We start from the raw sequence: 25,680 nt of genomic DNA on the forward strand, positions 1-25,680 counted from the left end.
TCCTAACTCCTTTCTATTTTCATTGTTATCTTCTCCACTCCTTTGTGTAGAAGCCATGCGAAGGGTAAAACTATTGCAAGCGTTGCAAGAAACTTTGCCCAATAGTGCCACCCAAGCTGTTCGATGTAGATAAGTATGAAGTGGTTGTGCAGCAAATATATCTCTAAACTTATGCTGCCCACGAATACAAGTGCTTTGTGTAGGCGTTTGCCTGACCACTTGTCTAATGCGATGCAAAGCAGCAATATGCCTGTTATGGTGAGCGGAATATACAACATACGTTCCAAGAATAGCGGAAAGCGTCCGTGTCGTGCCTGTTCCAAATAGATACAAGCTGCAAGCATACCTGCAAACGTCAATAGTATGAGCCAAATGGAACTGCCTTCCAGTGTTCTTTTTTCTTTTACTGCCGCTCCAAAGTTCAGCCCGATGAAGTAAATAGGTACACGACTCCAGAATATTTCGATGTGTCCAACAGCCTCGTGGATAGGCGAAACGTACTGTACAACTACGCACCAAGCTATCATAAGTGCAGGAATCCATCGGTAGGTTGGGTGCTTTATGATGAGCGACAGGTAAGCAGGTGTAACCAAATACAGCATCATGGCTGCAGGAATGTACCAAAAGGTAAGTTCGTCGTGTAGCCAAAAATCCCAATTTATCGCAATATCTCCGATTAAATCGATGATATTTGTACTGTGTCCGCTGTGCTGTACCCAAGCGAGAGAGAGGAAATCGGGTATGTAATACAGCGATGCCACGATAAGCCACGCAGGATAAATGCGCAGGAGTCGTTTCCTAAGGAATTGCATAGCATCGGCATTTTTCGTCCACGAATACCAAAGTCCGACACCGCTAAGGAAGAAAAACATATCGACACCGATGTTTCCCATACGCCGAAGACCAAAGAACATATCTGTGCGTGGCACTCCAACGTGGAAAAGCATAACGAACAATATCGCCAAGCCCATCAGTTCGCCACGAAACCGACTAATGTTTGCAAGTTCTATTTCTTTTCTTTTCATTTCACAATTTTGGTGAAGGCACACGCCTCATTATTTCCTTGAACAACCACGCCACGCAGACGGAAGCAATGATGTAGAGCAAAAGCCCCGTCCAATAGTCGCCACCGCGCGATATAGGGATAATTATTTTTCGTGTAATGGGGTGCGAGATAAACAGTGCTGCCGATATAACGCCCAACCAATCGAAAGTTTTTGCTATTCCAAAAGTGTATTTGGGATAGCGTGTGTTCCAATACGAAAGCAGCTTGACAAAGCTGACACCTGCCGAACACACAAACATAGGCACGAAAAGCCACGTGAAAAAGTGGTTGCTGCCAAACCGAATGAGGAGTAGCGAGACTATAAACGTTGCCCCATAAATGCGCAAAGACACGTTCCGCATATACTTTGCATAAAGCAAACCCAAGCCAAAAGGCAACATTCCACCGACAAAATTGTACCGCCAACGGTTTAATGGCTCGCCATTAGGTTCGCACAGCAGTTCGATAATGGTGCAAACAGCAATGAAAGCCACCACTCGTGTCCAGCCTTTTCTGTATAAAAACAAGCGGTAGACGATGTATAGCTGAAGCATTAAGCCAAAAAACCAGTACGGACCAGGCCATATAATATCGTCGGGATTGGGCAGAAGGTTGTTGAACAAACCCATTTGTGCCACAATGTCCATCACTTCGTAATGGTGTTGCCCCTCGGTCATGGCATCGACTAATACGAAAGCTGCAAAGCCAACTATCATCATACGGAAGAGTTTCAGCCAATGGTAGCGCAAAAAGCTAAGCGCATTTGGCTCGTTTGTGCTGCCGCTGTCGGGAAGGCTTTGTGTTTTTGCACCTTCATACTTCATTACCAAGCCGTAAGCTGATAGGAAAAGGAAAATGGGCACGCCGTAATGACCAAAGAATGATAGCAGATGGAAAAACGTGCGTTCGTTGAAACCGTGTGCCATAACGTTGTTGAACCAGTCCACATTGTGTTGGTTGAATTGGTATTCGTTCTCTTTTACGATAGGGCGAAGCCAATGGCAGTAGTTATGAAGCACTATACCGACAATGGCAATGCCTCGCAAGATGTTGCATTCCGTGCGGTTCAGCATCTTATCGACTATGCCTTTGCGGGCAGAACTGTTAGTGTTACTATCCATTTTTATTGCTTGTAATCTTTAAAAATCTACGGTTTCATCGCTGCTTTTCGTTTATGTTCAGCCACCAAATCATCGTAGTTCGTTTGGTTCTTGAGTATTCGTGGACGCTTCTCGTTGTATTGCGGACTCAGAATGTCGTACTCGCTGCGATAGTCTTTTGCCTTTATGCCTCCCAAATGGAGCAGCAAGTGGGGCAAGGCGTCGGTAATAAAGCGTTTATGCCTTACCGCTTTTATTTGTTCAAACACCTTCGGGTGTTTTTCAATATATTTTGGCGAGCAGTATATCCAGAACGGAACTGCAAACTCGTAGCGTGCCAAATCGTAATCAATCTCGGCAGAATGGTTGCGGCATATAATGCCTCGGTTGCCTTCAAAACACTCTTCGCCGTGGTCGGGCATATAGATAACCACTGCTTCTTCGTTGGCAAAGCGTTTCACTATTTGGTCTACTATCGAGTCGTTGTACAAGATTGCATTGTCATAGTGTGCCAGCATATAGCGGCGTTGCTTCGTTAGTTCTGGGCGTTTTTGCTCATAATCTGCGGCTTTGAAATGCTTTCGGCTTTTCGGATAACGTCGGTTGTACGACACGTGGCTGCCGATGAGATGGAATATAATCAAGTTATTTTCTTTGTTTTCTGCCTTCAGCTTGTTGTCGTAGTCGGCAAGCAATCCGTCGTCGAATGTGTGCAGGCGTGTGTTGCGTGTGTCGAACATTGACTCAGACAACTCCTTGTGGTTCAGGAAAAAACCGCCACTGAAGTCGTAGACTGCCTCTTTGGCTTGCGGAAGGAACTGGTTGGTAACGAAAGACACGTGGTAGCCTGCCTTGCGGAAGAGCTGTGGGAAGAGCGGATAGTCGCACCACTCGCCTTTCTGCCCTACAACGTGCATCGAAAAAATATTCTTGAATACGAAACTCGTAAGGTTCCACGGGGCTACAACATCGCTGAAAGGCACAAGAAGTCCCGATTTCTCCAAAGCAACTTGGCGTGGCGTGGTATTCATAAAGTAGCCATATTGTTGCGAATGATGCGGACCCATACTTTCGCCGATGATTAACACGATGTTTTTTGCATCGAAGGTGCAACTCTGAACCGTAGCGCGGTCTTTCGCTTCTACCAATCTGTCGATTTGCTGTGCAGCCAAATGGTTGGCATAAAGACTGAATATAAGTCGATAGACAGGCGTATAGAACGTTGCACAATCGGGTGTCGTAAGTTCGTGTTCCACATCTCCAATCGTTTTCAACGAGAACATTTGCACCATTTCACGCTTGTTGTGGTACGACGAAATTGCCGAAACAACGAAGAAAACGAGTGCGATTATCCCGATGAAATGGGCACTTTTCTCTTTTAAGATATTTAGCTGTACTGGATATTTTACGCCTTTGCGCTTGCGGTAGATATTCCATACTGCGACCAAACACTGCATTACAATGATGAGCAGCAGCAAACCGACGCTTGATGCGAGTATTTCGGAATTGATATAGCTGCTGAAAAACTCGCTTGCCTCGCGCTTGTCGGTTTCTGCTGCCAATAGCAACATCGACGGATTGAGGGACGATTGGAATTTAACCCAACAGAAAAGGTCGGCTATGCTTGTGGCGTAGGCGATGATATAAAACGCTCCAACCACCCAGCAGCGTATGCGTTTGGGTATCAGCGAAAGAAGAATGCAGACGATGTATAGGTCGAAAAACAGTTCCAACCATAAGTTTCCATATACCGATGCGTCCTCTCGATTGGTAGGAAGTTCCGCATAAGAAACAACGATACCAACGAGATACATAAAGAAGAAAAAGCAGAAATTGCTCCTGATAGGGTAGCTTACTTTCTCTAAAACTTTGGAAACAACGCTTAAAACATTCATTTTCTATACTTTGGGGACAAAGGTACGGCAAAAAATAGGATTAATCAAGTTTTACTACCTAATTATCTTCTTTCGCTATATAAGCAGCTTTGAATGTAGCGTGTTTTATTTTCAGTGGTTGCATACCTTCATTTGTTAAAGTCTGAATATTCGTTAAAACGACTCCGGAACTGTTAAATTTCAAAGCCTCAACTTCCGAATTACGGGCACTTTTCTGCACTTCAAATTATTTATTTGCAAATAACGCCATTATTTGCGTGCTACCATAAGTGCTTCGTTCATAGCTTCTTGCAAGCTTATAGGGTAGTGTTGTGCAACGAAACCATACCTTTTATGTTGTAACATCTATAATCTTATACTTGATATAATAAATCAACTAATAGCACGTTATTATAACAGAGTTTATAAAGAAAAGCTACCGTTATGGTATCAAAATAACAGTAGCTTTGATAAGACTCTTACCCCTATTGCGGTAGGGTAAAGGTGTTTTATATTTCATTTCATGGATGTCTTTGTTAGACATCCATTTTTAATCCCCTTTCTTATGAATATGAGGTTTCAAAGAAGGTGTATTTCCAGGTGTCTGCTTATTGTCTCTTTGACGTCTGTCAGGCTTTCCTGTTGTAACAGCAATTCTTTTTGGTCCTGGTTTAATTCCCATAGATTAAATTTCTAAAATTTGACATGTGAACTCCCCCTTTTATAATGGAGTTGAAGCTCCACTATCTTATATCGAAAGATTAGTAGAAACGTTGCATACTATTAGGTTTTCGGCAAGCAAGTGCCTATGATACCTTGCTAAATAATTGCAATAACTATACCAAATAAAGATTCTGATAATCATATCATATTTCCGTGCCAACCTGTCAGTTGTTTTTTAAACTATCCAACTATAATCTAAATATGGATTTAATCAAAAGCATACATATTTCTTCTGTAGAAGAAGCTGAGGAATTTCTAAAATCAGAGATAAGCGTCAATTCTCTATTTGGAGAGTTAAAGCATGCCCCTGTATTAAAGAGCCATGGTCTGACCAAACAAAATGTTCAAACCAAGATAAATAAGATTTTCAGAGAAGTAAATTCTAACCATCTGATAATAGATTTAAAGGCTGATAATACGGAAATGTTACTAAGGCATTTAAGGCGTTATTTCCGAAACGTAAGGTAACTTTAGAGTTAATAGAAGATAAGGCTACTCGCAATCAGCAAACCACTACCTATGATATAATAGTACAGAAAGTTGGCACGTTTCATATATCGGTTAAAGTAAAAAACTCTGTATTTGAAATATGCCGTGTAACTTATGACTTATTGCATGGGACGAGTGGTATCTTGATAGACAACACGGAAAGTAAGGATTTGAAAATAACTTCAAAGAATAATTCTGCGTTGTTTGTGAATAACCTTATCTATACCCCCAAAAAAGGTTTGAAGATAGAAAAACTACCTTAATCTTCTTTGTCTAACTGCTTTTGGTAATCGTATGCTATCTTTTCTATCCAATTCCATTCAGGACTGGTAAACTCCCAAAGGTTGTAGATTTGATTAAGCGCACTTCGGATTCCACAATTTCTGACAAGATTGGTAATAAAGCGTTTACCAGCTTCTATATTTCCCTCATCTAAACGGCGAATTTCTTTTTTCGTTTCCAATAGTTCTCCACTTAAAGATGTAGAGTGCTTAGGAGCATAGCCTGAGATGAAAGTGATCCAGCCACCATAAGTGCCAAAAGTAATGCGATAGGTTTCCAATCCTAAGCCAATCCCCATAACGGCATTTTTAGCATGAGATGCTGCACTTTTAACCTGCGTTTTGGGATTAGACTTTCTGTAAGTCTTACGTTTCTGACCGAATGACGGAATTACCAAACAAGTCGTCATGACGAATAATAAAAGACGTTTCTTCATAAATAGCGAATTTTTACGAGTTGAACAATGTTATAGAATAAAAGAAACATGGACTGCACCCATGCAACTCGTATGGTATCGCCAAACACCAGTATGTACACACAGATAACAGCCCATGTAAAGGGTTGTCTGTGCTTGTACGTACATACTTACAGGTTCAAATTGGCGATTTTAACGAGTATAAAGCACGTCCAAATTTCTAAATTCTGATGCAAATATACAAAATCTTTTGAACTTAATACTAAGTTCCTTGCAAAACTAAGACCTATGAGGCTTTCTTTTCTTCAAACATTTAGATACAGCTTCACTGAAATCAACATCCGACTTAATACTCTTCATATATTCTTCAGACATCGTATCAAGCGGATTCCATTCTTCTTTCTTTTTACTCATAACTTCTGAATTAACTGGTTGTATGTAATATGACCGCCAAGGTGAAGAAAATAATCTCCAAAGCGTTCATATTCTTTAACCCTGCGGGTGTTGTATCTGAAAGAAAACTCGTCAAAGTATCTTTGCACGTGTTTCCTGCTAAGATAGTTGTAAGTTCCTATGATAGCTCGTTTGCAGTAGTTACTCCAGAAAGCCTCAATGGTGTTTGTATAAACCCCACCATCAGCAACGTAAATACCATGTCCGTGGTCAACAACAGCATACCTATATACTTTTTGAATGGTCTTATACCCAACCTACTCGTCCATATAGAGCATTACATTTCTTTCTACGTTTCTAAGTATCGGAGCTGTAAGCTGTTTGTAAGATATATTCCGAACGACTTTGCAAATGACTCTGCCGCCACGTTCAAGCATACCTAATACAGGAACTTTATCAACAAAAGACCTGCCTTGGCATTTCTTAGCTTTCTTGTTCCAATGACGGTTCTTGTTCTTTCCGCCAACAAACGTCTCGTCAAATTCCACTTCACCTGTAAGTTTATCCGATATCCGTTTTGTAAAAGTCTCACGTATGCGTTGTGTCAGGAACCAGGCTGTCTTCTGTGTTATGTGTATGTCTTTAGCGAGTTGCATGGAAGAAACACCTTTCTTATTGGAAGTAAGCATATAGATAGCCATAAACCATTTTTTTAATGGTAGTTTCGAACTTTCAAAGATAGTTCCAATCCTTGCGTTGAAGTTCTTACCAGAGTTCTTACATCTGTATGAGCCGTCATTTCTCTTATATACTTTTGAGGCAGGGGAGAAAGGAGAAATGACATTTCCATTCCAGCGGATTTGCTCAAGAAATCTAATGCAGGACTTTTCCGTTGGAAATGCTGCTTGCAAATCGAACAGGGAATTGAATTTCAATGTAAAGTTTCTCATATTCCAAAGCGTTTTGTTCTTTGGAATGAGTAACTTTGATGACTTTTGGGAATATGGTAAATTAGTGTTTAATACGTTAATCTTTTTAGAGCGTTATCTCTATTTGAACATTACAAATTCTTTGCGAAAAGGTATTAACATAAACTTTCTTAAAGATTATTCTACTCAAGGTTTATATAGAAGAATGGCTACAAAAGTAGGTTGAGCTGTATCATCAACGCTATGCCTGTCGCCTAAAATAAAACGTAGTTTCTATGAACGATAATATTACTTGAAACACCTTACAGTATACAGCTACTACCGACCATCCATGTTGAGGCGAATAGTCGAAGTAACTGTATTGGAACACTAATCTATATTTCAAGATGTATTAAAGTAATTGTTCATAGAAAACTACGTTTTCTTTACTTATAGCAGGTAAGAAGAGTAAGCTGATGAGATTTAACAAATATTACAAAAAAAAACAGCTGTCTGAATTGTACAATTATAAAAGTAGGGGTAGTATTATATATAATCACCTAAACAAATTGTTGTGATTAGCTTTAAAATTAGTATCTTTGCATTGGCAAATACAACACCCACAATAAGAAGAACTACTATCTGCCTGTTGTGATTAGCTTTAAAATTAGTATCTTTGCATTGGTAAATACAACTAGCAATGGTGCTATAATATCCTCCAGGCTGTTGTGATTAGCTTTAAAATTAGTATCTTTGCATTGGTAAATACAACTTGTTGTGTAAAGGAATCGGGTTAAAACCCGTTGTGATTAGCTTTAAAATTAGTATCTTTGCATTGGTAAATACAACCCAATGATGTGAGCGTGTCTACAGCCGTGTGTTGTGATTAGCTTTAAAATTAGTATCTTTGCATTGGTAAATACAACAACGTATTCAGTACCTAAAAAACCTAATACGTTGTGATTAGCTTTAAAATTAGTATCTTTGCATTGGTAAATACAACGATATCCTAGGTGCTTATAATGATGCCAGAGGTTGTGATTAGCTTTAAAATTAGTATCTTTGCATTGGTAAATACAACCCCTCTGAAATTTTATTGAAAACTATACACGTTGTGATTAGCTTTAAAATTAGTATCTTTGCATTGGTAAATACAACAACTTCCATTTTCATAATGTGTTACTCCTTGTTGTGATTAGCTTTAAAATTAGTATCTTTGCATTGGTAAATACAACGGGGGCTATACACGCCCCCACGTTGTTTTAGTTGTGATTAGCTTTAAAATTAGTATCTTTGCATTGGTAAATACAACACAAAGACGCTGAAAATAACCGTCTTGCCTGTTGTGATTAGCTTTAAAATTAGTATCTTTGCATTGGTAAATACAACTCGTCCACTTTATGCCCTTGTAGTTCCTGTGTTGTGATTAGCTTTAAAATTAACGTGAGTTCGATATAAGAAAGTTGTTTTAAAAGTTGTAGGAGTGGAGTATTTTTTGTACCTTTATACTTGTAAATAAAAGAGTTACAAACAAATACCCACTCCTATGACTGATACAAATTTAATAGAAATATTCTGTATATTCGACGATTTTTGCAAGTATTTTACTCCTGAGTTGAAAAAACATACGCTTCAGGTACCCGGCAAGCGGCACCGCAACCGTGCTTCCCGTATGTCGGACAGTGAAATCATGACCATTCTGGTCCTGTTCCACACCCACCGTTTCCGAGACCTAAAGTCCTTCTATCTGGGCTATATCTGCCAGCATATGCGTGGAGAGTTCCCACATCGGATTTCCTACAACCGCTTCGTCGAGCGGCAGGCACAGGTCGCACTGCACCTGTTGCTGTTTCTCCAGACATGTGCACTGGGCAAGTGTTCAAGCATATCCATCATTGATTCCACACCACTGGCTTCCTGCCACATCAAGCGTGAGCGGCAGCACAGGACCATGAGGGGCTGGGCGGCAAAGGGAAAGTGCACCATGGGCTGGTTCTACGGATTCAAGCTACATCTTGTCATCAATGACAAGGGAGAGATTATCCAGTGGAAGCTCACGCCAGGAAACGTAGATGACAGGGAGCCATTGAAGGATAAACGCTTCACCGAGAGGTTGTTTGGAAAACTCTTTGCAGACAGGGGGTATATCAGTCAGAACCTCTTTGAGATGCTCTTTGTGGACAATATACATTTGGTGACCAAGATAAAGAAGAACATGAAGAACTCACTGATGAGCCTGTATGATAAGTTGTTGCTCAGAAAACGTTCTGTCATTGAGACAGTGAACGATGAACTGAAGAATGTATGTCAGATAGAACACACCAGACATCGCTCTTTTGATAACTTTGCAACAAATCTGATAGCAGGACTCATTGCATACAATCTGTTGCCAAAGAAGCCAGAAATGAACATAGAGATAATTGATAAAAGCAGGATAATTGCATAGAGCTTATATCGAACTCACGTTAAAATTAGTATCTTTGCATTGGTAAATACAACTGAATTAAAAGAACGTGGAATAATGCCAAGGTTGTGATTAGCTTTAAAATTAGTATCTTTGCATTGGTAAATACAACGTTCCTTTGAGAGTATGGCCTTGCAAAAGCGTTGTGATTAGCTTTAAAATTAGTATCTTTGCATTGGTAAATACAACCAATTCGGCACAGAAAAATCTTCATAAAGGGTTGTGATTAGCTTTAAAATTAGTATCTTTGCATTGGTAAATACAACAGGCTTCAGAGTGTTATGTAGCTGTAACAGTTGTGATTAGCTTTAAAATTAGTATCTTTGCATTGGTAAATACAACCCCATAACTATTTTGTTTTGTCGTTTCCTGTTGTGATTAGCTTTAAAATTAGTATCTTTGCATTGGTAAATACAACTCGAAGCCTACGCTCGCCACCGCACGGTGGGTTGTGATTAGCTTTAAAATTAGTATCTTTGCATTGGTAAATACAACCCTTGCCCACTGCATCGCATTGATGCCGTCGTTGTGATTAGCTTTAAAATTAGTATCTTTGCATTGGTAAATACAACGAACTCCAGTACAACAAACGCATCATAGCCGTTGTGATTAGCTTTAAAATTAGTATCTTTGCATTGGTAAATACAACCTCGGCAGTCATTTCAACTTTTACTTTGTCGTTGTGATTAGCTTTAAAATTAGTATCTTTGCATTGGTAAATACAACTTGATAAGTATAAAGACATGCCAAATGTGGGTTGTGATTAGCTTTAAAATTAGTATCTTTGCATTGGTAAATACAACTGCTGCGTCCTACTTGACTTGCATTTGTAGTTGTGATTAGCTTTAAAATTAGTATCTTTGCATTGGTAAATACAACATAATCACCAGATAAGCTTGTATCTACAGGGTTGTGATTAGCTTTAAAATTAGTATCTTTGCATTGGTAAATACAACATTTGAAGATTATAATATATCTGATGAAAAGTTGTGATTAGCTTTAAAATTAGTATCTTTGCATTGGTAAATACAACGTTCTAAATGAGAAATAAATGCGTTTAATTGTTGTGATTAGCTTTAAAATTAGTATCTTTGCATTGGTAAATACAACTATACCATTATCACAAACAATATTTAATATGTTGTGATTAGCTTTAAAATTAGTATCTTTGCATTGGTAAATACAACATCATTCATTTTCTTAAGTGTATCGATGGTGTTGTGATTAGCTTTAAAATTAGTATCTTTGCATTGGTAAATACAACCAATTTGTTTTCCAACACTCCACTATCCATGTTGTGATTAGCTTTAAAATTAGTATCTTTGCATTGGTAAATACAACGATATTAACGCAAGCGATTTCAACGATGACGTTGTGATTAGCTTTAAAATTAGTATCTTTGCATTGGTAAATACAACCCTTAGAGTCTACATAGGTACGAGCAAACCGTTGTGATTAGCTTTAAAATTAGTATCTTTGCATTGGTAAATACAACCATCAAAGTCAGCGTTTGGGAAGTCGAAACGTTGTGATTAGCTTTAAAATTAGTATCTTTGCATTGGTAAATACAACTTCAAAGGAGTGAGTTTCAAACGTTTAGCCGTTGTGATTAGCTTTAAAATTAGTATCTTTGCATTGGTAAATACAACTCTACATATATCTACTACATTAAACTATCTGTTGTGATTAGCTTTAAAATTAGTATCTTTGCATTGGTAAATACAACAATGGATAGCTAAATACATGGCATTCATTCGTTGTGATTAGCTTTAAAATTAGTATCTTTGCATTGGTAAATACAACACTCTGAAAAGAATAGACCTTTCAGAGGCTCGTTGTGATTAGCTTTAAAATTAGTATCTTTGCATTGGTAAATACAACTTCACCATAAATAAATTAAATATCCATATAGTTGTGATTAGCTTTAAAATTAGTATCTTTGCATTGGTAAATACAACAAGGCGGTCGAGCGACCGCTTGATGCGTGCGTTGTGATTAGCTTTAAAATTAGTATCTTTGCATTGGTAAATACAACAATAGAGAAATCACCAACCTTTAAGAAACTGTTGTGATTAGCTTTAAAATTAGTATCTTTGCATTGGTAAATACAACTTGATATCATTGGTATTTTTTTCATAATTTGTTGTGATTAGCTTTAAAATTAGTATCTTTGCATTGGTAAATACAACATAACACTCTGAAGCCTGATGAAAAGTAGGGTTGTGATTAGCTTTAAAATTAGTATCTTTGCATTGGTAAATACAACTCAAATAGCTTAAAGCAATGAACATCAGTGTTGTTACGAAAGCTTAGAGAGAAAGAAAAATGCAAGCAAAATAAAGTTCCACTCGTTAAGAATGGAACTTTATTGTTTCTAAAAGAAGGATTAAAAGAGTTCTAACTGTGCTCCAGGTGCATTTGGTTTTTGTGGTTTCTTACCATAGAATAGCTTTATTTCTTCAAATTGTTTGTCTGTAATGCCCATTATTCCAACTTTTCCGTATGCTGGAATAAAGGTGGAAACTCTTTTAATATGTACTTCCATATTTTCTTTACTACCACAATGGCGTATATAAATGGAGAACTGAAACATTGTAAATCCATCTTTCAGCAAGTTTTGACGAAAGAGTGAAGCTACTTTTCGTTCTTTCTTTGTATCTGTGGGTAAATCAAAAAATACCATTAACCACATACTTCTATATTGACTAAATCTATAAGTTTCCACTAATAGGCTTTATAATTCAGGATAAACCATTCTTCTTTGCTCTCCACTAAAGCACTTATAAAGAGAAGAGGTTGTCTGTTGTGTAGCTATCATCAATGGGCTTTTCTTGTTTCCAATCGTTGTATCGAGCACAGGAATAGCAAGGAGTTTCATCTTGATTTCTTTTGTAAGCTCACTGTAATCGGTTGTTGATGCCATTACATCTAACACCAATCCATCGACATAAGGACGGTAAGGTTCCATAATATCGTCGGCAAGGCAATAAGCATTGTATCTGTTGTGGTGGTGAATACCCAATGTAGGGAGCAATCCGCTAGCGACTAAAGAGCGTGCTACCACGGCGCGTAATATGGCGTATCCATAGTTCAATAGGTTGTTGGGTGGCTCGCCTTCGCGTCCTCTTATGAAGTCAGGAATATCAGAAAAGAGATTTTTCCAATAATAAGCTGCTGCACGAGCTTCAAGATTTTCGGGGTCGCCACTCCTAACCTTGTCTGCCCAGGCGTACATACAGCCTACATCAGTGTTGGTGTATATGCTTAGAAGTTTTGCTTGATTGCTTATTTTCTGCTTAATAGTTTGCTGCCATAATTGTTTTTTAAGTGGTAGCGATGCTTCTATTTGAGTGCGGAAACGTTCGCTTTGTGTTGTGTTACCACATAAAGGCAGTAAAAGTCCGATGGGCATATTCTTGCTGTCGCAGGTAATCACCGCACAGTTATTTTCTATCAGGGCTTCTAATGCAGACGATGTAATGGTTATCCGCTTATTATCAAGCAGTACAACTCCAATATCTTCTATTGGAATTGTACGATCGGTTTGCTTTTTAAAGCTGTCAGGCAATTCGTTGCAAGTTTCTACTTCGGGTAAACGAATTGCTAACTGTGCATTGTGCAAACTTAAATAGGCTGGATTGCTAAAACATAATGTTTTCTTTATCATAAGCCATCTATATTAATCGTATTCGCCTATTGCAACTATCTTACCAATGGAATTGACACGTACCTTGACAATACCTTTAAAATGCGGTAAAGATTTTAATTGTTTGTATGCAATTCCTTTAAGATTAGCGATTCTTTCTACTGTCGTTTCTAAATGGTGTCTAAAAATATAATCTCGGGCAATAGTTCCATTATAGTCAATCCTTGATATTGTTTGAACTCTATATAAGTTTGGACTTATAATGCCATAGTTACCTTCGTCCGTCAAATCCACTTCAGAAGGGATAAACCCTGTTGCTTCATTAGGGAACACGAAGTATTCGTTTTGCTTCATAGTGAATAGGAAACGCCAACCTTTATCGCGGTTGTAGTCTTTATCTATGATGGGAACACCTTGCGATTTACGTTCGGCAGCTTCAAAAAACGATACCGCATTGTCTTGCAAGTTGCCATTTTCATCGTAATAAAACGCAATATGGTGGTTGTTACTTGTTTGAACATAATTGCCTAATACAGGTTTTCCATCTTTTCCAGTAATAGGTTTGCCCGCTTGATTCTTTAGTGTATGCAGAGGAATGGCACTTAAAACGCCTTCAATGCTGACACGTTTTAAAGCTATCTTCTTTGTTTGGTCAAGATAAATAGGGTTCTCCTCCAAGTTGCTGAAAGCTTTCTTCGCATCTCCATTAAATTCTTCTAAGCGGGCTTTCAGAATATTTCTTATGCCTTTATCAATTACTTTATCGACTTTAAGGTCTGGTGTGATTGGCTTGCGGATAGGGTGGTAGTTTTCCCATTCTACAGTTTTAACCAATGCAGGGACCACTTTTGTTCGTTCAACATTCAGATAAATCGGATTTTTATCTAATGTATTCTTTCCTGTAAACGCCTTTTTAGCGTTTCCGCTGTATTCGTTGAGACGTTTAAGCAATGCTTCACGAATGGCAGGACTACTCACTTTGTTTATCGTAGCTTCGTCTAACGCGGCCCCAACCTTCACCATTTTTATTATAGGGCGCATCTTTGTGCCGTAGATAGTTTCGTTGTGTAGTGGTCCACGCGGTGTAAGTTGAATCTTTTTTATTATTCCGTGCTTTGTTTTTATCTTGTTTACATTCTGCGTCATCACCTTGTTTTTCGCCTTAATTGAAACTAAAATTGCGCTAAGATGACGTTTTGCTTCTGCACGAAATTCATTGACAGGGATAGGAGCATTGAAACGGAGCTTGCCTTCTTCGTAATGCAACTCTTTATTTTCTATTGCATAAATGCTGTCGCCTTTATTGCTTCGTGCGTTAAGGTTGTTCAGATACTGAATGAAGGAAGGCTTTGTAAAGGCTATTGCCAGTGCGTCCATTGCGTGGTGGCGGTGGTCGTTGCGCTTTGTCCAGTCTTTTATGCGTTTGATTTTCCTTCCATCTCTGTCTTCAACTATTTCGGTCAAGCCTAATTTCTCGTACTTCTCAAAGTTCAGTTCTTTCATAACGTCTACCAACTGCCAATCTTCACGTAGGCGATTGGTTATTTCTCCTGTTGTTGGTGTAACGGTTCTTACCAATTCACCCAAGATTTCGCACGCTTTTCTTGCTATGTATTGTGTATTGCGAAGGTCGCGTTCGATAAAGCCTGAAGGAATATCAGCTTCAGTCATCAATAACTTATTGTATTTTGCTTCATTTATGACACTATCTTTTAAAAGTATATTGAGTCTCTCTTTATATATCTTGGCACCTTCCTCGCCATACTTTTCTTTAATGAAGTCGAAAGCTGTTTTACTGCTTTTGGCAAGATTTATATCGCGTGCTTCAAGTGTTTTGTTTGAGAAAGAATCGTCAAACAAGCGTGCTTTCGGAATGATATGCTCAATATCAAAGTCTTTAGAAAAGAGTTTGTCTTTAGGAATGTACGTATCTGAATACAGTGTCTTAAAACCATTCGGCTTAAGTTCTTCATACAGTTTATATTTTATAATGTCGTTTCTACTGATGTATGAAAGTGCAAATTCCTTTTCGAGAATTTCACGAATACGTTGGTTTTCAGCATTACCTTGACTGATTGCGCGTGTGCGGCTCTCTCGTTCGATAGCACTGCTCTTTAGTTCGCGCGCCATTTCTATTCTTATTTCGTCGGGCTTTCCGTATTCGTCAATGATTGCGTTGATAACATTAATCATCTGATTCAGGATTTTCTCAACGACAGGATTGCGCAAACTGTTCTTTGGCAACAGTTCCAACCTTTCCTTATACACCTTCTTGTCTAACTCTTCTTTCGTGAGCGAGTGGCGCGAATGATTATAACCTGCGTATGCACACGCTTGGCTGTAATCGTTTCCTGCTTGAAGATAAGGCAATATTTTGCGCATTGCTTTCACGCTGAGATTGCCATAATCCTCTTCAAAAACAACATCACAAAGCACAGTAGCATATTCTTCAGGGAAGCCAAAGGTTGTTTCCAACTTTCTTAGCAATGATTCGTTGCCTGTTCGAGAATTATCGCTTTCGTAAGAATACAACAAATGCCAAAGCTGATACATAGGTTGTTTTTCCAACTCGTGCTTTTCTAACGATGGGTCAAAATCGAGAATTTCGGTGCTGAAACCTAAGTTCTTGAAAATGGTGGAAACGTAATGGCGAATCTCGGAAGCCTTTATCTTTTTGAAATCGCATTCTTCGTGTCCCGTCAGCGTTATGATACGATTGTAGCAATCGAAGAGAATGGCTTGCGTGCGGTTCCCTTCCAATTCCTTATAGTTCAAGTCCCATTGCTTGCCTTTCTTGTTCAGTATTTTCAGAGTCTCAGTCTTGCTTAGTTTCGCTTTAATGCTTAGCTCTTCATACAGTAAGTTTCTTTCGTCTTCATCGAGCGGACGCTTTTCGTTCGTATCGTTATCAATGAGCAGAACATTGTTTAAGTTTTGCCAAATTCTAAATTCTTGGAATACAGGCGATGACTTTGGGGCAACTTTCGGACCTATTGTTATTTCCTTTTCCTTGCCATCTATTGTCGCTTTTACTTTGCGTTGTTCAAGTTCGCAAACAGAAATAAGACTTTTCTTACTCTTCAATGGGCGTTGATAAAAAATGATAATATCTCTTATTTCCTGCTTCAGCTCTGGCGCTAGCTGCTTGTGGAAAGCGGCTTGCGTTTCCCAAATCTTCTCAAATTCGTCTAAATAGTCTTGGCGATAGAAAGGTTTGTTCTTTATGCTGATATGCGGATTTTCTTCTAACGAAGCCCAGAGATATTGTCCAACCGTCTGTTTGTTGAAATAAAGTTCCTTGCTTCTGTCGCTGATAGCACCGAGCAGTCCGCTTGTATTGGCTATTTGTCCTTTTAAATCGCTGATAACAAAGGCTAAAACCTCTTTATCAACTTGTTGCTTTAACGCCTCAACCCTCCATTTCAAAGGCTGCAATTTTCTGTCCAAACCTTTTAAGTCGGCAGAATAAATGCCATATTTGGCAAGGAAAATCTTGCTTGTATTGGTTTTTGTTTTGCCTTCTAACTGTTGTTTAAATTCGTCTGTGAGTATTTCGGGATAATACCTTTTCTGCTCGTCCCATATTCTTTCCAACTCTGCATTTAGGTCGGAACGATAGTAACCTTGCGTAAACTTCTTGCCTTTATTAAGCAACTGAAGCGAATATTCTGCAGGAGTAAGGTGCTCTTCGTAGAGTTTTTTGGCGATGGTCATACCATCGAAAAGCTGTCCGTCTTCTTTGTTGTTTGCTTTTCGGTTACTTTTATAGCCACGTTTTTTGTTCAGCATAAACAAGACGCGGGCAAATTCGTGCAACGATATTTCTTCTTCGGCTGCTTTTGCGCGAAGCTTATAAGTTTCAAAGGTAGAGGCTTTGCCTTCCTCGTACATTGCTTCGGTGCCTAACCAACCTTGTTTTTGCAGACAGTCGTGAAGGTTTTGCCTGCGAAGTTTATAGCGTTGAAGGTTTATTCTTGCGCCATGACGCAACTGCCTGTCAGCATTGGTCGTTATGGCTTTTCCTTTTTCAAAGTTGCTTTTTTCGTCTACGGTTAGTGGATTTACTCTTACACCCAAACGAACAATAGAAGATGCTTCGTTATTGTTCTCGGCTTCGTTTACCAAAGCCCAACCTATACTCGTGGTTCCTAAATCTAATCCTAATATTCTTTTCATATTAATAAGGTTATTTTGATATTTTGTGTAAAGTTACAAAAAATATTTTAATTCGGAGAAAATTAATTTGAAAAAACTTGCACGTTATTTAATAAATCTTTATCTTTGCATTACTAATTTTAAAGTATTCACAATAAGGATTTTTCCGTTGTGAGAACATTAGGTTGCCTCGTCCTTATAACGGGGCTTTTTTTATGTCTGCATTTTAGTTTTCGTGAGCAATGTAGTAGGTTCAATAGATTTTTTGTGGCTGCAGAAGGGTAATTCTTTATTTTTGAACTTTTGTTAAAACGACTCCGAAATCGTTAAAATCTAAAGTCTCAACTTCGGAATTACGGGCACTTTTCTGCACTTCAAATTATTTATTTGCAAATAACGCCATTATTTGCGTGCTACCATAAGTGCTTCGTTCATAGCTTCTTGCAAGCTTATAGGGTAGTGTTGTGCAATGAAACCATACCTTTTATGTTGTAAAACGAACACTTTTATTCGCATATAGGCTATATTTTGCGCTCTATCATCATCTTTTTGCTCTGCAAAAGTGCCGTTTTTGCAATCCAAAAGTGCCGCTTTTGCACGGTAAAACCTATTGTTTTGCATTGCAAAAGCGGCTCTTTTACTTTTCAACCCCTATTTTCTTGCCCTCTTTTTCTCTATTTTCCCCTTTCCGCTTGTGTTAAATTTATTACCCCATTTACTTGATTTTAGAACAATAAATTGGAAGTGCCGTTAGTTGTGATTGCTTTAAATCATTATCTTTACATAGGTGGGGCAAGATAAATACTGTCATAGTAACGTTTAGCAATTGGCATTTACAGTAAAAGACAGCGTAATTTTAACGACGATTGGGGCTATTCGTTTTTGAAATACATTATATAATAGATAGGCATATAGGTGATGCCATCGGCAACGCTTACTTCTTGTTCGTTTGAAAGGACATATGCACGGTGGATATTGTAATGCTTGTTGGAAACAAATTTATTCAAGGCACTATGTGTTTTGTAATCCTTTCCCGATTTAACTTCTATCGGTGTGATACTCAGATGTTCGACATCATCTATAAGAAAGTCTACTTCTCCGTTCTGCTTGTTGTCGTAGTAGTAAAGCGCGAAGCCGTGTGCCTTTAGCTCTTGTGCAACAACTGTTTCGTAAACAGAGCCGAGATTGATACTTGGTACATCATCGAGCACTGCTTTTGGATTGTTGCGATAATAGATGGAAGTTAGTAAGCCAACATCGTTCATATATAGTTTCAGAAGATTCTTACCGCTGTTTTGTATCAGAGGGAATGTAGGTGTGCTAATTGCTTTAACCTCTAAAGCAATGCCAGACGCAATCAGATATTCGAACTCTTCTGCGTAATTGGACATTCGCTTACCTGTTTTTCCCTCAATATCTTTAGCAATGATACGCTTCTTGGTTTTCTCTAAATTAGAAGGAATCATTTCGTAGATACGTTGAATGCTTAGCCGGCGGTTTGTCATCTGCTCGTATTTTGCAGCATCAATACCATAATTTTGATAAACGGCATCTTGCGAAGCACGGGTTGTCTGTATGTTATCTTCTTCAATGAATTTATTTACAGCGTCGGGAAGACCACCTGAGAGAAGATAATGCCTGAACAAACTCATTAGTTTGTTGTGGATAGCGGTGGGCATAGGTTTCCTTTTTGCAAAGTTGTCGTATAGTGTGTCAAGTATTATCTGTCCGACACCATTTGCAATGAGAAACTCTTCAAAATCCAGTGGGTACATGTGCTTGATGAGTATGCTGCCCAATGGCAGTGAACTTGTTTGTTTTAAGGCAATTCCTAAGCGCGAACCACTGGCAATATAGGTGAATCTGCCATCTTCACGGAGGAACTTCAAGAGTGTGAACAAGTGGTCGTATGCTTGTATTTCGTCAATAAACACCAGCGTGTTGTGTTTGTCTCCCATCTTATTGCCAAAGTTAATGCTTAGTGTAAGATAGAAATCGCGCACGGTACGAACGTCGGCAAACAAACGGTCGCCGAGTTTATCTTCCTCCATATTGATTTCAATATAATTGCTGAACTCCTTTTGTCCAACATAGCGAATGATATACGATTTACCTATCTGTCGTGCTCCATCTATCAGGAGTATCTTGTCATCAGACGATTGTAGATGGCTTTTTATAAACTTTTCTATCTTTCTATACAGCATAAATACACTTTTTCAATGTTTCTGTTGTGGCAAAAATACACTTTTCTTTTGAAATAAGCAAGCATAAATACACTTTTCCTGTAAAATTAGAGCTTTGAAAATACACTTTTCTGTTGATGCTTTTGTTTCGATACTTTAAGATTAATCATTATTTCCAATAAATTTCAGTCGTGTTCACTATGGTATACTGTCAAAGAAAGATAGGGTATTATGTTGTATAAGCGCATAAAAAAACTCTGTGCAAAGCTGCACAGAGTTTTTAAAGTTTTATGTATGATAAGGTTTTCGCCTTACTTTACCTTTTCTTCTGAATCAAGCATGTGCTCTGGAGAAAGAATCTTGTCGAGTTGTTCCTTTGTGAGGACACCGTTCTTGAGTACGAGGTCGTAAACAGAACCGCCTGTTTCGAGTGCTTCCTTGGCAATCTTCGTGCTGTTCTTGTAGCCAATGTATGGGTTAAGAGCAGTTACGATACCGATAGAGTTCTTTACGGTAGCTGCGTTGTGCTCGCGGTTTACGGTGATGCCGTCGATGCACTTCTCGCGGAGAGTGTCGAAAGCTTCGCCCAACCATGTAATGTCTTCTACCAAGCACTGCATGATGATAGGCTCCATAACGTTCAACTGCAACTGTCCAGCTTCTGCTGCGAGTGTTACGGTTGTATCGTTACCTATCACCTTGAAGCAAGTCTGGTTGGTGATTTCTGGGATAACAGGGTTCACTTTACCTGGCATGATGCTTGAACCCGGTGCCATTGGAGGAAGATTAATTTCGTGGAGACCGCAACGTGGACCAGAAGCCATAAGACGAAGGTCGTTGCAAATCTTAGAGAGTTTGATAGCCAAACGCTTCATTGCGCCGCTATAATTCACGAGGTCGGTTGTATCAGGAGTTGCTGCAACGAGGTCTTCGCTTGCTCTGAATGGCATACCTGTGAACTCGCTGAGTTTCCTTGCGCAAACTTCAGGGAAGCCCGGTGCTGCGTTCAAGCCAGTACCGATTGCAGTACCACCCATATTGATTTCGAGGAACATTTCTGCACTCTTGTTCAAGTTGGCGATTTCAGCTTCGAGCAGGTTGGCGAATGCGTTGAATTCCTGACCGCTTGTCATAGGAACAGCGTCTTGAAGCTGTGTACGACCCATCTTGATGTCCTTCTTGAACTCTTCTGCTTTCTTGCGGAAAGAAGCAACAAGGTTAGCCAGTTTCTCCACCAATGTCTTGTTCATACGGATTAGAGCCAAGTGGATAGCCGATGGATATGCGTCGTTTGTAGACTGACCGCAGTTGGCGTGGTCGTTAGGAGCGCAGTATTTGTGCTCGCCTTTCTGATGACCGAGTATTTCGCAAGCACGGTTAGCAATAACTTCGTTGGCGTTCATATTCACCGATGTACCTGCACCGCCCTGTACCATGTCGGTAACAAAGTCTTCGTGGAACTTACCGTCGATGATTTCGCGGCAAGCCTGTGCCATAGCGTCGCAGATTTCGTCGTTGATTTCGCCCAACTCGCGGTTTGTTTCAACAGCAGCCAACTTAACGTAAGCCATTGCGATAACGTAGTCTGGGTAGTCGCACATTCTCTTTCCAGAGATATGGTAGTTGTTCACTGCACGCTGTGTCTGCACACCGTAGTATGCGTTAGCTGGTACTTGAAGCTCGCCCAAGAGGTCGCTTTCAATACGGAATTCTTTGTTGTTTGTCTCGTTTGCCATATTGTATGCAAATTTTATTAATTAGATATTGTGTTTAAGTTCGTTGTACTCTGTCTTTTTCACAGATAGAATAGTGCTGGTAAGAAGTTGTCTACAGTTCAGTCTTCCATCTTTGCTTAACAATGCAAATGTAGCAAATTATTAGTTGGTGGGGGAAGTTTTAGTGCGAAACATTTTAAAGTTAGCAATATTTAACGAATGGTTTAAAAGACGCAAAACCACCATTCTGCACGCATTATCTTACGTCTGAGAAACTAATCGTTTCGTTTCAGGCAGAAAAAATCTCATTCAGGCTGAATAAGTGCTGTGGTACTTAGCTTTATGACAATATTTTACCCAGTGTCATAAAGTAAAAATAGAGTATGCCGAAGCTGACATACTCTATTTCCTATTTTAGATTTTAGTAGGCTTTGATTCTGTACATGAATCCAATCTCAATGCGATTCGTGTTGTAATCCTTCAATCCTGAAGCCTTGCTGTAGTCGTATTTGCGGCCAATGTATGCCAAGAAGACGCGGAAGTCCTGACTTTTTACAGGGTAGTACTCTATGCTGCCCATATAGGCGTAGCTCTTGCGATAGTCCTTCATCTGCTCTATCTTTGTTACACTTGCTGTTTCGTACATACCTTTCAGCATTAAGTTCCATTGGGGAGCAAACTGCCAGTTCATCTTTGTGATGAATGAGTTGTAGTGAACGTCGCTGAAATACGATTCTCCTGCATGTGCAGGTACTGCCGTTGCTTCGCTTGATGCAATCTTCAGACGGTCTAAACCGTCGAATGCACCCATATAGTCGAAGTACCATTGCATTTTCGGAAGATTCAGCTGCTGACCTAAAACCAACATGCGAGAGTATTTGTGTTCAGCCTGCGTCTGTATTCCCCAAGACCAACGTGTGAGCAACTTATTGTCGCAGAAGCTTCCGTTCCAGTTGGCAATGTAGGTGAGCGGATTTCTTGAAGCCTTTAATTGGCGAACTCCGTTCTTCTCCAACGATACGGGGTTGCTTCCATACTCTGTTGCAAATTTGTTGTTGTGGGCATCGCTTATCTCAAAGGCAAGCTCTTGTGTAGGTACTGGCTTGTAGCTGAGTACCACACCCGCCATGAAGTTGTCCATATTGTCTACCATGTCGGAGTATTGGTAGATGTACATTGGGTTTTCGTCGAACTCGAAACCGCCCCAAATCTGGCACATCTTACCTGCTTCAATCTTCAGTTTGTCGTTGAACTTGTATCCAACCATCATGATGTCGGTAGCCTTGGCGAAGTTGTCTTCGCTCTGTGCGCCGTTCGCCTTGTTCAAACGGTGGCGTAAACGGTAGTAAAGCTTGTCGGTCAGGTTACCTTTTATTTCGATGCGCAACTGCTTGTTGGCAAATCTTGTGCCCCAGTCCTTGTTTGCATCTTGTGAAATCTGACCCGAAGCAGCGTAGTTGAAATAAACGTTAAACATGTCGTTGTGCTTCTTCAGCTTCGCAACTTCTTCAGAAAGCGACTTGAAATCGCCGTCTCCGGCACCATAGCTGTGGTTGTCTTGTGCCATTCCGCTTGTTGCAATTGCCAACAATGCGCTTAAAAGTATCGTCTTTTTCATAATTCTTTGTCTTTATGTTGTGAGTAGGAAAAGTGGTTTTCTCTCAATGTTTCCATCGTAAAGGGGCGATGTTTCCTTCTCGCTCCTTTACGATTTTATGCACGGCGATTAGTATTCAGCGAAGTATTGCTGAATCTTCTGCCAATCTTTCGTCTTTGTCAAGGCAAGCATCAGAAGCACGCGAGCCTTTTGTGGGTTAAGGTTCAAAGATGCAATGAAGTGGTATTTCGCATCGTCTACCTCTCCGTTAAGGTTGGTAGGACCGAACGGAACACGGCTTGCACGTACAACATTGATACCGTTGCCGACAGCTTTCAAAGCAACATCGAACACATCTTTATAGAAGTTGCCGTCGCCCACACCTGCCAAAACAATGCCGTCGTACTTGGCATCTACGAAAGCTTGCATCGGAAGTGGCGAACAGTTGGCGTAGCCGTAAACGATTCCCACCTTTGGAAGTGCGGTCAAGTTCTTTACATCGAACTCTGATTGAAGTCCTTGCTTTGCCATTGGCTTGTGCAAATAAACAGGCTTGCCATTGTAAACATAACCCATTTCGCCGTAAAGACCGCCTTTGAAAGTTGCGCAGTCTGTGGTATGGGTCTTCAATACCGATTTGGCTTCAAACAGTTCGTTGTTCATACAAACCATTACACCCTGTCCTTTTGAAGATGGGTCGGCTACGGCGCAGATACCATTGTAGAGGTTAGCGGGACCGTCTGCACTGATAGCGGTAGATGGGCGCATAGAGCCCACCAAAACAACGGGCTTGTCAGAGTGAACCGTCAACGAAAGGAAGTAAGCCGTTTCTTCCATTGTGTCGGTACCGTGAGTAACCAATACGCCGTCATAACCCTCTTCGTTCAACAGCTGATTGATGCGTTTTGCCAACTTCAACCACACTGCGTCGTTCATATCTTGGCTGCCGATGTTTACAATCTGTTCGCCCGAAACGTTTGCAACGTCCTTTATCTGAGGCACGGCGTCTATCAAAGTCTGAACGCCAACTTGTCCTGCACCATACGCAGAGCTTGTTGCCGATGCAGAAACACCTGCGATTGTTCCGCCTGTTGCCAAAATACGAATCTTAGGTTTCTGTGCTAATACCACTGAAGACACCAACAGTGTCAATACCAATAGAACTGAAATCTTAAATCTTCTCATAATAAATTGAATTTTAATAAGTTGTTAATGTTTAGTTTTCTTTTTACCTTCATTATTCTTTAAAGGAACTGCACGATGATTGCAGCCACACCAATAGAAACGATGGTTGTAACAAAGCCAGGCAGCTGGAAGCTGTGATTGATTACATACTTGCCCACGCGTGTCGTTCCCGTGCGGTCGAAGTCGAGTGCTGCTACCTCAGTAGGGTAGTTTGGCAAGAAGAAATAGCCATTGCAAGCGGGGAACATTGCCACCAAGAACATAGGGTTGATGCCCAAGGCTACGCCCACAGGGTAGAGGGTAGTTACGGTTGCGGCTTGAGAGAAAAGCATAATGCTCATGATGAACAATGCCACAGTGAACAAGAAAGGTGCCGTCGAAATCATACCCGACAGTGCATTGTTCAAGTATTCTTGGTTGCCCAGATAGAAAGTGCTTCCCATCCACGCAATACCGAAGATGGCTACAACGGCATTCACACCTGCTTTGAATATGTTTCCATTCACTGCATCGCTTGCCTTTGCCTTGCCGACAAGGAGTATGACTGCAGCAATTGACATCATTACCATTTCGATTGTCTGGCTCATAGTAACGCCTTCAGGGCGCAGTTTGGGGAAGAAACCGAAGATGACCACCAAGATAACGCCTGCAAAGAATGCCCAAACAGAGTATTTTGCGTGTGGGTTAGGTTGTTCTTCTGCAATTTCAAGGTTGCGTTTGTCTTCTTCTGGGTTGATGATACCCTCTGCCACTCTGCGCTTGTATTCAGGGTCGTCTTCCAATTCCTTGCCTACGCGGTTCTGAATAAAGGCTGCTACCAAGATAGCAATGAGCGATGCAGGAATACAGACTATCAGGATAGTGCCCAGCTCGATGCCTTTTGCACCGAGAATATCTTGACTGATTAAGGCTGCGGTAGCCGCACTGACGGGGCTTCCCGTTATTCCCAACGAGGCTGCAATAACGCTCAGACTCATCGGACGTTCGGGGCGTATCTTGTTAGCTTGTGCTATTTCGGAAATAATGGGCAGCAACGAATAAGACGTGTGTGCTGTTCCTGCAACGACGCAGAACAGCCAACAGGTCAGCGGACCGAAGTAAGTAATCTGTTCGGGGTGCTTTCTCAAGAATTTGGCGGCTATTCCCACCAAGTACTCCAAGCCACCAGATGCCTGCAAAGCTGCAGCAGCCGTAATTACAGCAACAATAATCATCATGACGTCGATTGGTACCGAGCCTGGTTTAAGTCCGAAACCAAAGACAAGGGCAAACACACCAATCATGCCATAAATACCTAATCCAATTCCTCCCACTCGTGCGCCGATAAATATCATAGCCAAAACCACGAGTAATTCTGCAAGTACTATAAGTTCCATTATACTGTTTTCGTTTGTTTTCGTATTGTATTAATGCAAAAATAAGATTTTTATACTATGGTTGGTACTTTTATTGACAAAAACATTCTCTTTATTATTATCTTTTAACACATTTGTTTGAATATTGGTC

The 25,680-nt window shown here is 40.1% G+C and carries 15 protein-coding genes, 1 pseudogene and 2 CRISPR repeat arrays; of the genes and pseudogenes, 2 read left to right on the forward strand and 14 right to left on the reverse strand.

The window, feature by feature from the left end; translation table 11 throughout:
* Positions 1-2 precede the first annotated feature (2 nt).
* Genes BWX39_RS02530 through BWX39_RS02540 form a run of 3 tightly spaced genes read right to left on the reverse strand, consistent with a single transcriptional unit; the run spans position 3 to position 4,040 of the window.
* Entirely contained in the window at positions 3-1,025 is a 1,023-nt protein-coding gene (locus tag BWX39_RS02530; protein WP_028905619.1) for an acyltransferase family protein, read from the reverse strand.
* A 1-nt stretch (position 1,026) separates the two neighbouring features.
* A complete protein-coding gene (locus BWX39_RS02535; RefSeq protein WP_028905618.1) occupies positions 1,027-2,166 on the reverse strand; it encodes an acyltransferase family protein in 1,140 nt (379 codons plus the stop codon).
* Positions 2,167-2,192: 26 nt separating this feature from the next.
* Positions 2,193-4,040: a phosphoethanolamine transferase gene (locus tag BWX39_RS02540; protein ID WP_028905617.1), complete on the reverse strand. Its 1,848-nt coding sequence runs from the start codon at positions 4,038-4,040 to the stop codon at positions 2,193-2,195.
* Positions 4,041-4,943: 903 nt separating this feature from the next.
* Between BWX39_RS02540 and BWX39_RS02545 the strand changes: the two genes are divergently transcribed.
* On the forward strand, positions 4,944-5,210 hold the full coding sequence (locus tag BWX39_RS02545) for a hypothetical protein (protein WP_028905616.1): 267 nt from the start codon (positions 4,944-4,946) through the stop codon (positions 5,208-5,210).
* Between the two features lie 280 nt (positions 5,211-5,490).
* Here BWX39_RS02545 and BWX39_RS02550 read toward each other — a convergent pair whose 3' ends face one another.
* Complete coding sequence (locus BWX39_RS02550; RefSeq protein ID WP_028905615.1) at positions 5,491-5,949, reverse strand: hypothetical protein; 459 nt, start codon at positions 5,947-5,949, stop codon at positions 5,491-5,493.
* A 389-nt stretch (positions 5,950-6,338) separates the two neighbouring features.
* Positions 6,339-7,271: pseudogene (locus tag BWX39_RS02555) on the reverse strand (IS1595 family transposase).
* 529 nt (positions 7,272-7,800) lie between these two features.
* Positions 7,801-8,619: a CRISPR direct-repeat array (repeat unit 47 nt; unit sequence GTTGTGATTAGCTTTAAAATTAGTATCTTTGCATTGGTAAATACAAC).
* A gap of 156 nt (positions 8,620-8,775) precedes the next feature.
* Between BWX39_RS02555 and BWX39_RS02560 the strand changes: the two are divergent.
* Positions 8,776-9,675, forward strand: a complete 900-nt coding sequence (locus tag BWX39_RS02560; protein ID WP_076123201.1) for an IS982 family transposase — start codon at positions 8,776-8,778, stop codon at positions 9,673-9,675.
* Between the two features lie 6 nt (positions 9,676-9,681).
* Positions 9,682-11,959: a CRISPR direct-repeat array (repeat unit 47 nt; unit sequence GTTGTGATTAGCTTTAAAATTAGTATCTTTGCATTGGTAAATACAAC).
* Between the two features lie 120 nt (positions 11,960-12,079).
* On the opposite strand, the gene cas2 is transcribed toward BWX39_RS02560, so the two are convergent.
* The 9 genes from cas2 to BWX39_RS02605 form a co-directional block, all read right to left on the reverse strand.
* Complete coding sequence (gene cas2, locus BWX39_RS02565) at positions 12,080-12,376, reverse strand: CRISPR-associated endonuclease Cas2 (protein ID WP_036860884.1); 297 nt, start codon at positions 12,374-12,376, stop codon at positions 12,080-12,082.
* Between the two features lie 51 nt (positions 12,377-12,427).
* A complete protein-coding gene (cas1, locus tag BWX39_RS02570; RefSeq protein WP_028906300.1) occupies positions 12,428-13,360 on the reverse strand; it encodes a type II CRISPR-associated endonuclease Cas1 in 933 nt (310 codons plus the stop codon).
* 12 nt (positions 13,361-13,372) lie between these two features.
* Positions 13,373-17,515 carry a type II CRISPR RNA-guided endonuclease Cas9 gene (cas9, locus tag BWX39_RS02575; RefSeq protein WP_028906301.1) on the reverse strand — a complete coding sequence of 1,381 codons (4,143 nt, stop codon included), beginning with the start codon at positions 17,513-17,515 and terminating at the stop codon, positions 13,373-13,375.
* A 381-nt stretch (positions 17,516-17,896) separates the two neighbouring features.
* Complete coding sequence (locus tag BWX39_RS02580) at positions 17,897-18,142, reverse strand: hypothetical protein (RefSeq protein ID WP_147285768.1); 246 nt, start codon at positions 18,140-18,142, stop codon at positions 17,897-17,899.
* Positions 18,143-18,366: 224 nt separating this feature from the next.
* A complete protein-coding gene (locus BWX39_RS02585) occupies positions 18,367-19,698 on the reverse strand; it encodes an ATP-binding protein (protein ID WP_028906303.1) in 1,332 nt (443 codons plus the stop codon).
* A 290-nt stretch (positions 19,699-19,988) separates the two neighbouring features.
* The gene (locus BWX39_RS02590; protein ID WP_028906304.1) at positions 19,989-21,413 is read right to left on the reverse strand and encodes an aspartate ammonia-lyase; all 1,425 of its coding nucleotides are present in this window, start codon (positions 21,411-21,413) and stop codon (positions 19,989-19,991) included.
* A gap of 400 nt (positions 21,414-21,813) precedes the next feature.
* Complete coding sequence (locus tag BWX39_RS02595) at positions 21,814-23,010, reverse strand: porin (protein ID WP_028906305.1); 1,197 nt, start codon at positions 23,008-23,010, stop codon at positions 21,814-21,816.
* Between the two features lie 108 nt (positions 23,011-23,118).
* On the reverse strand, positions 23,119-24,174 hold the full coding sequence (gene ansB, locus BWX39_RS02600; RefSeq protein ID WP_028906306.1) for an L-asparaginase 2: 1,056 nt from the start codon (positions 24,172-24,174) through the stop codon (positions 23,119-23,121).
* Positions 24,175-24,233: 59 nt separating this feature from the next.
* Positions 24,234-25,550 (reverse strand): anaerobic C4-dicarboxylate transporter family protein, encoded by a 1,317-nt coding sequence (locus tag BWX39_RS02605; protein ID WP_028906307.1) that lies wholly within the window; start codon positions 25,548-25,550, stop codon positions 24,234-24,236.
* Positions 25,551-25,680 lie beyond the last annotated feature (130 nt).

This window comes from Prevotella intermedia ATCC 25611 = DSM 20706, from assembly GCF_001953955.1.
Lineage (GTDB): Bacteria > Bacteroidota > Bacteroidia > Bacteroidales > Bacteroidaceae > Prevotella > Prevotella intermedia.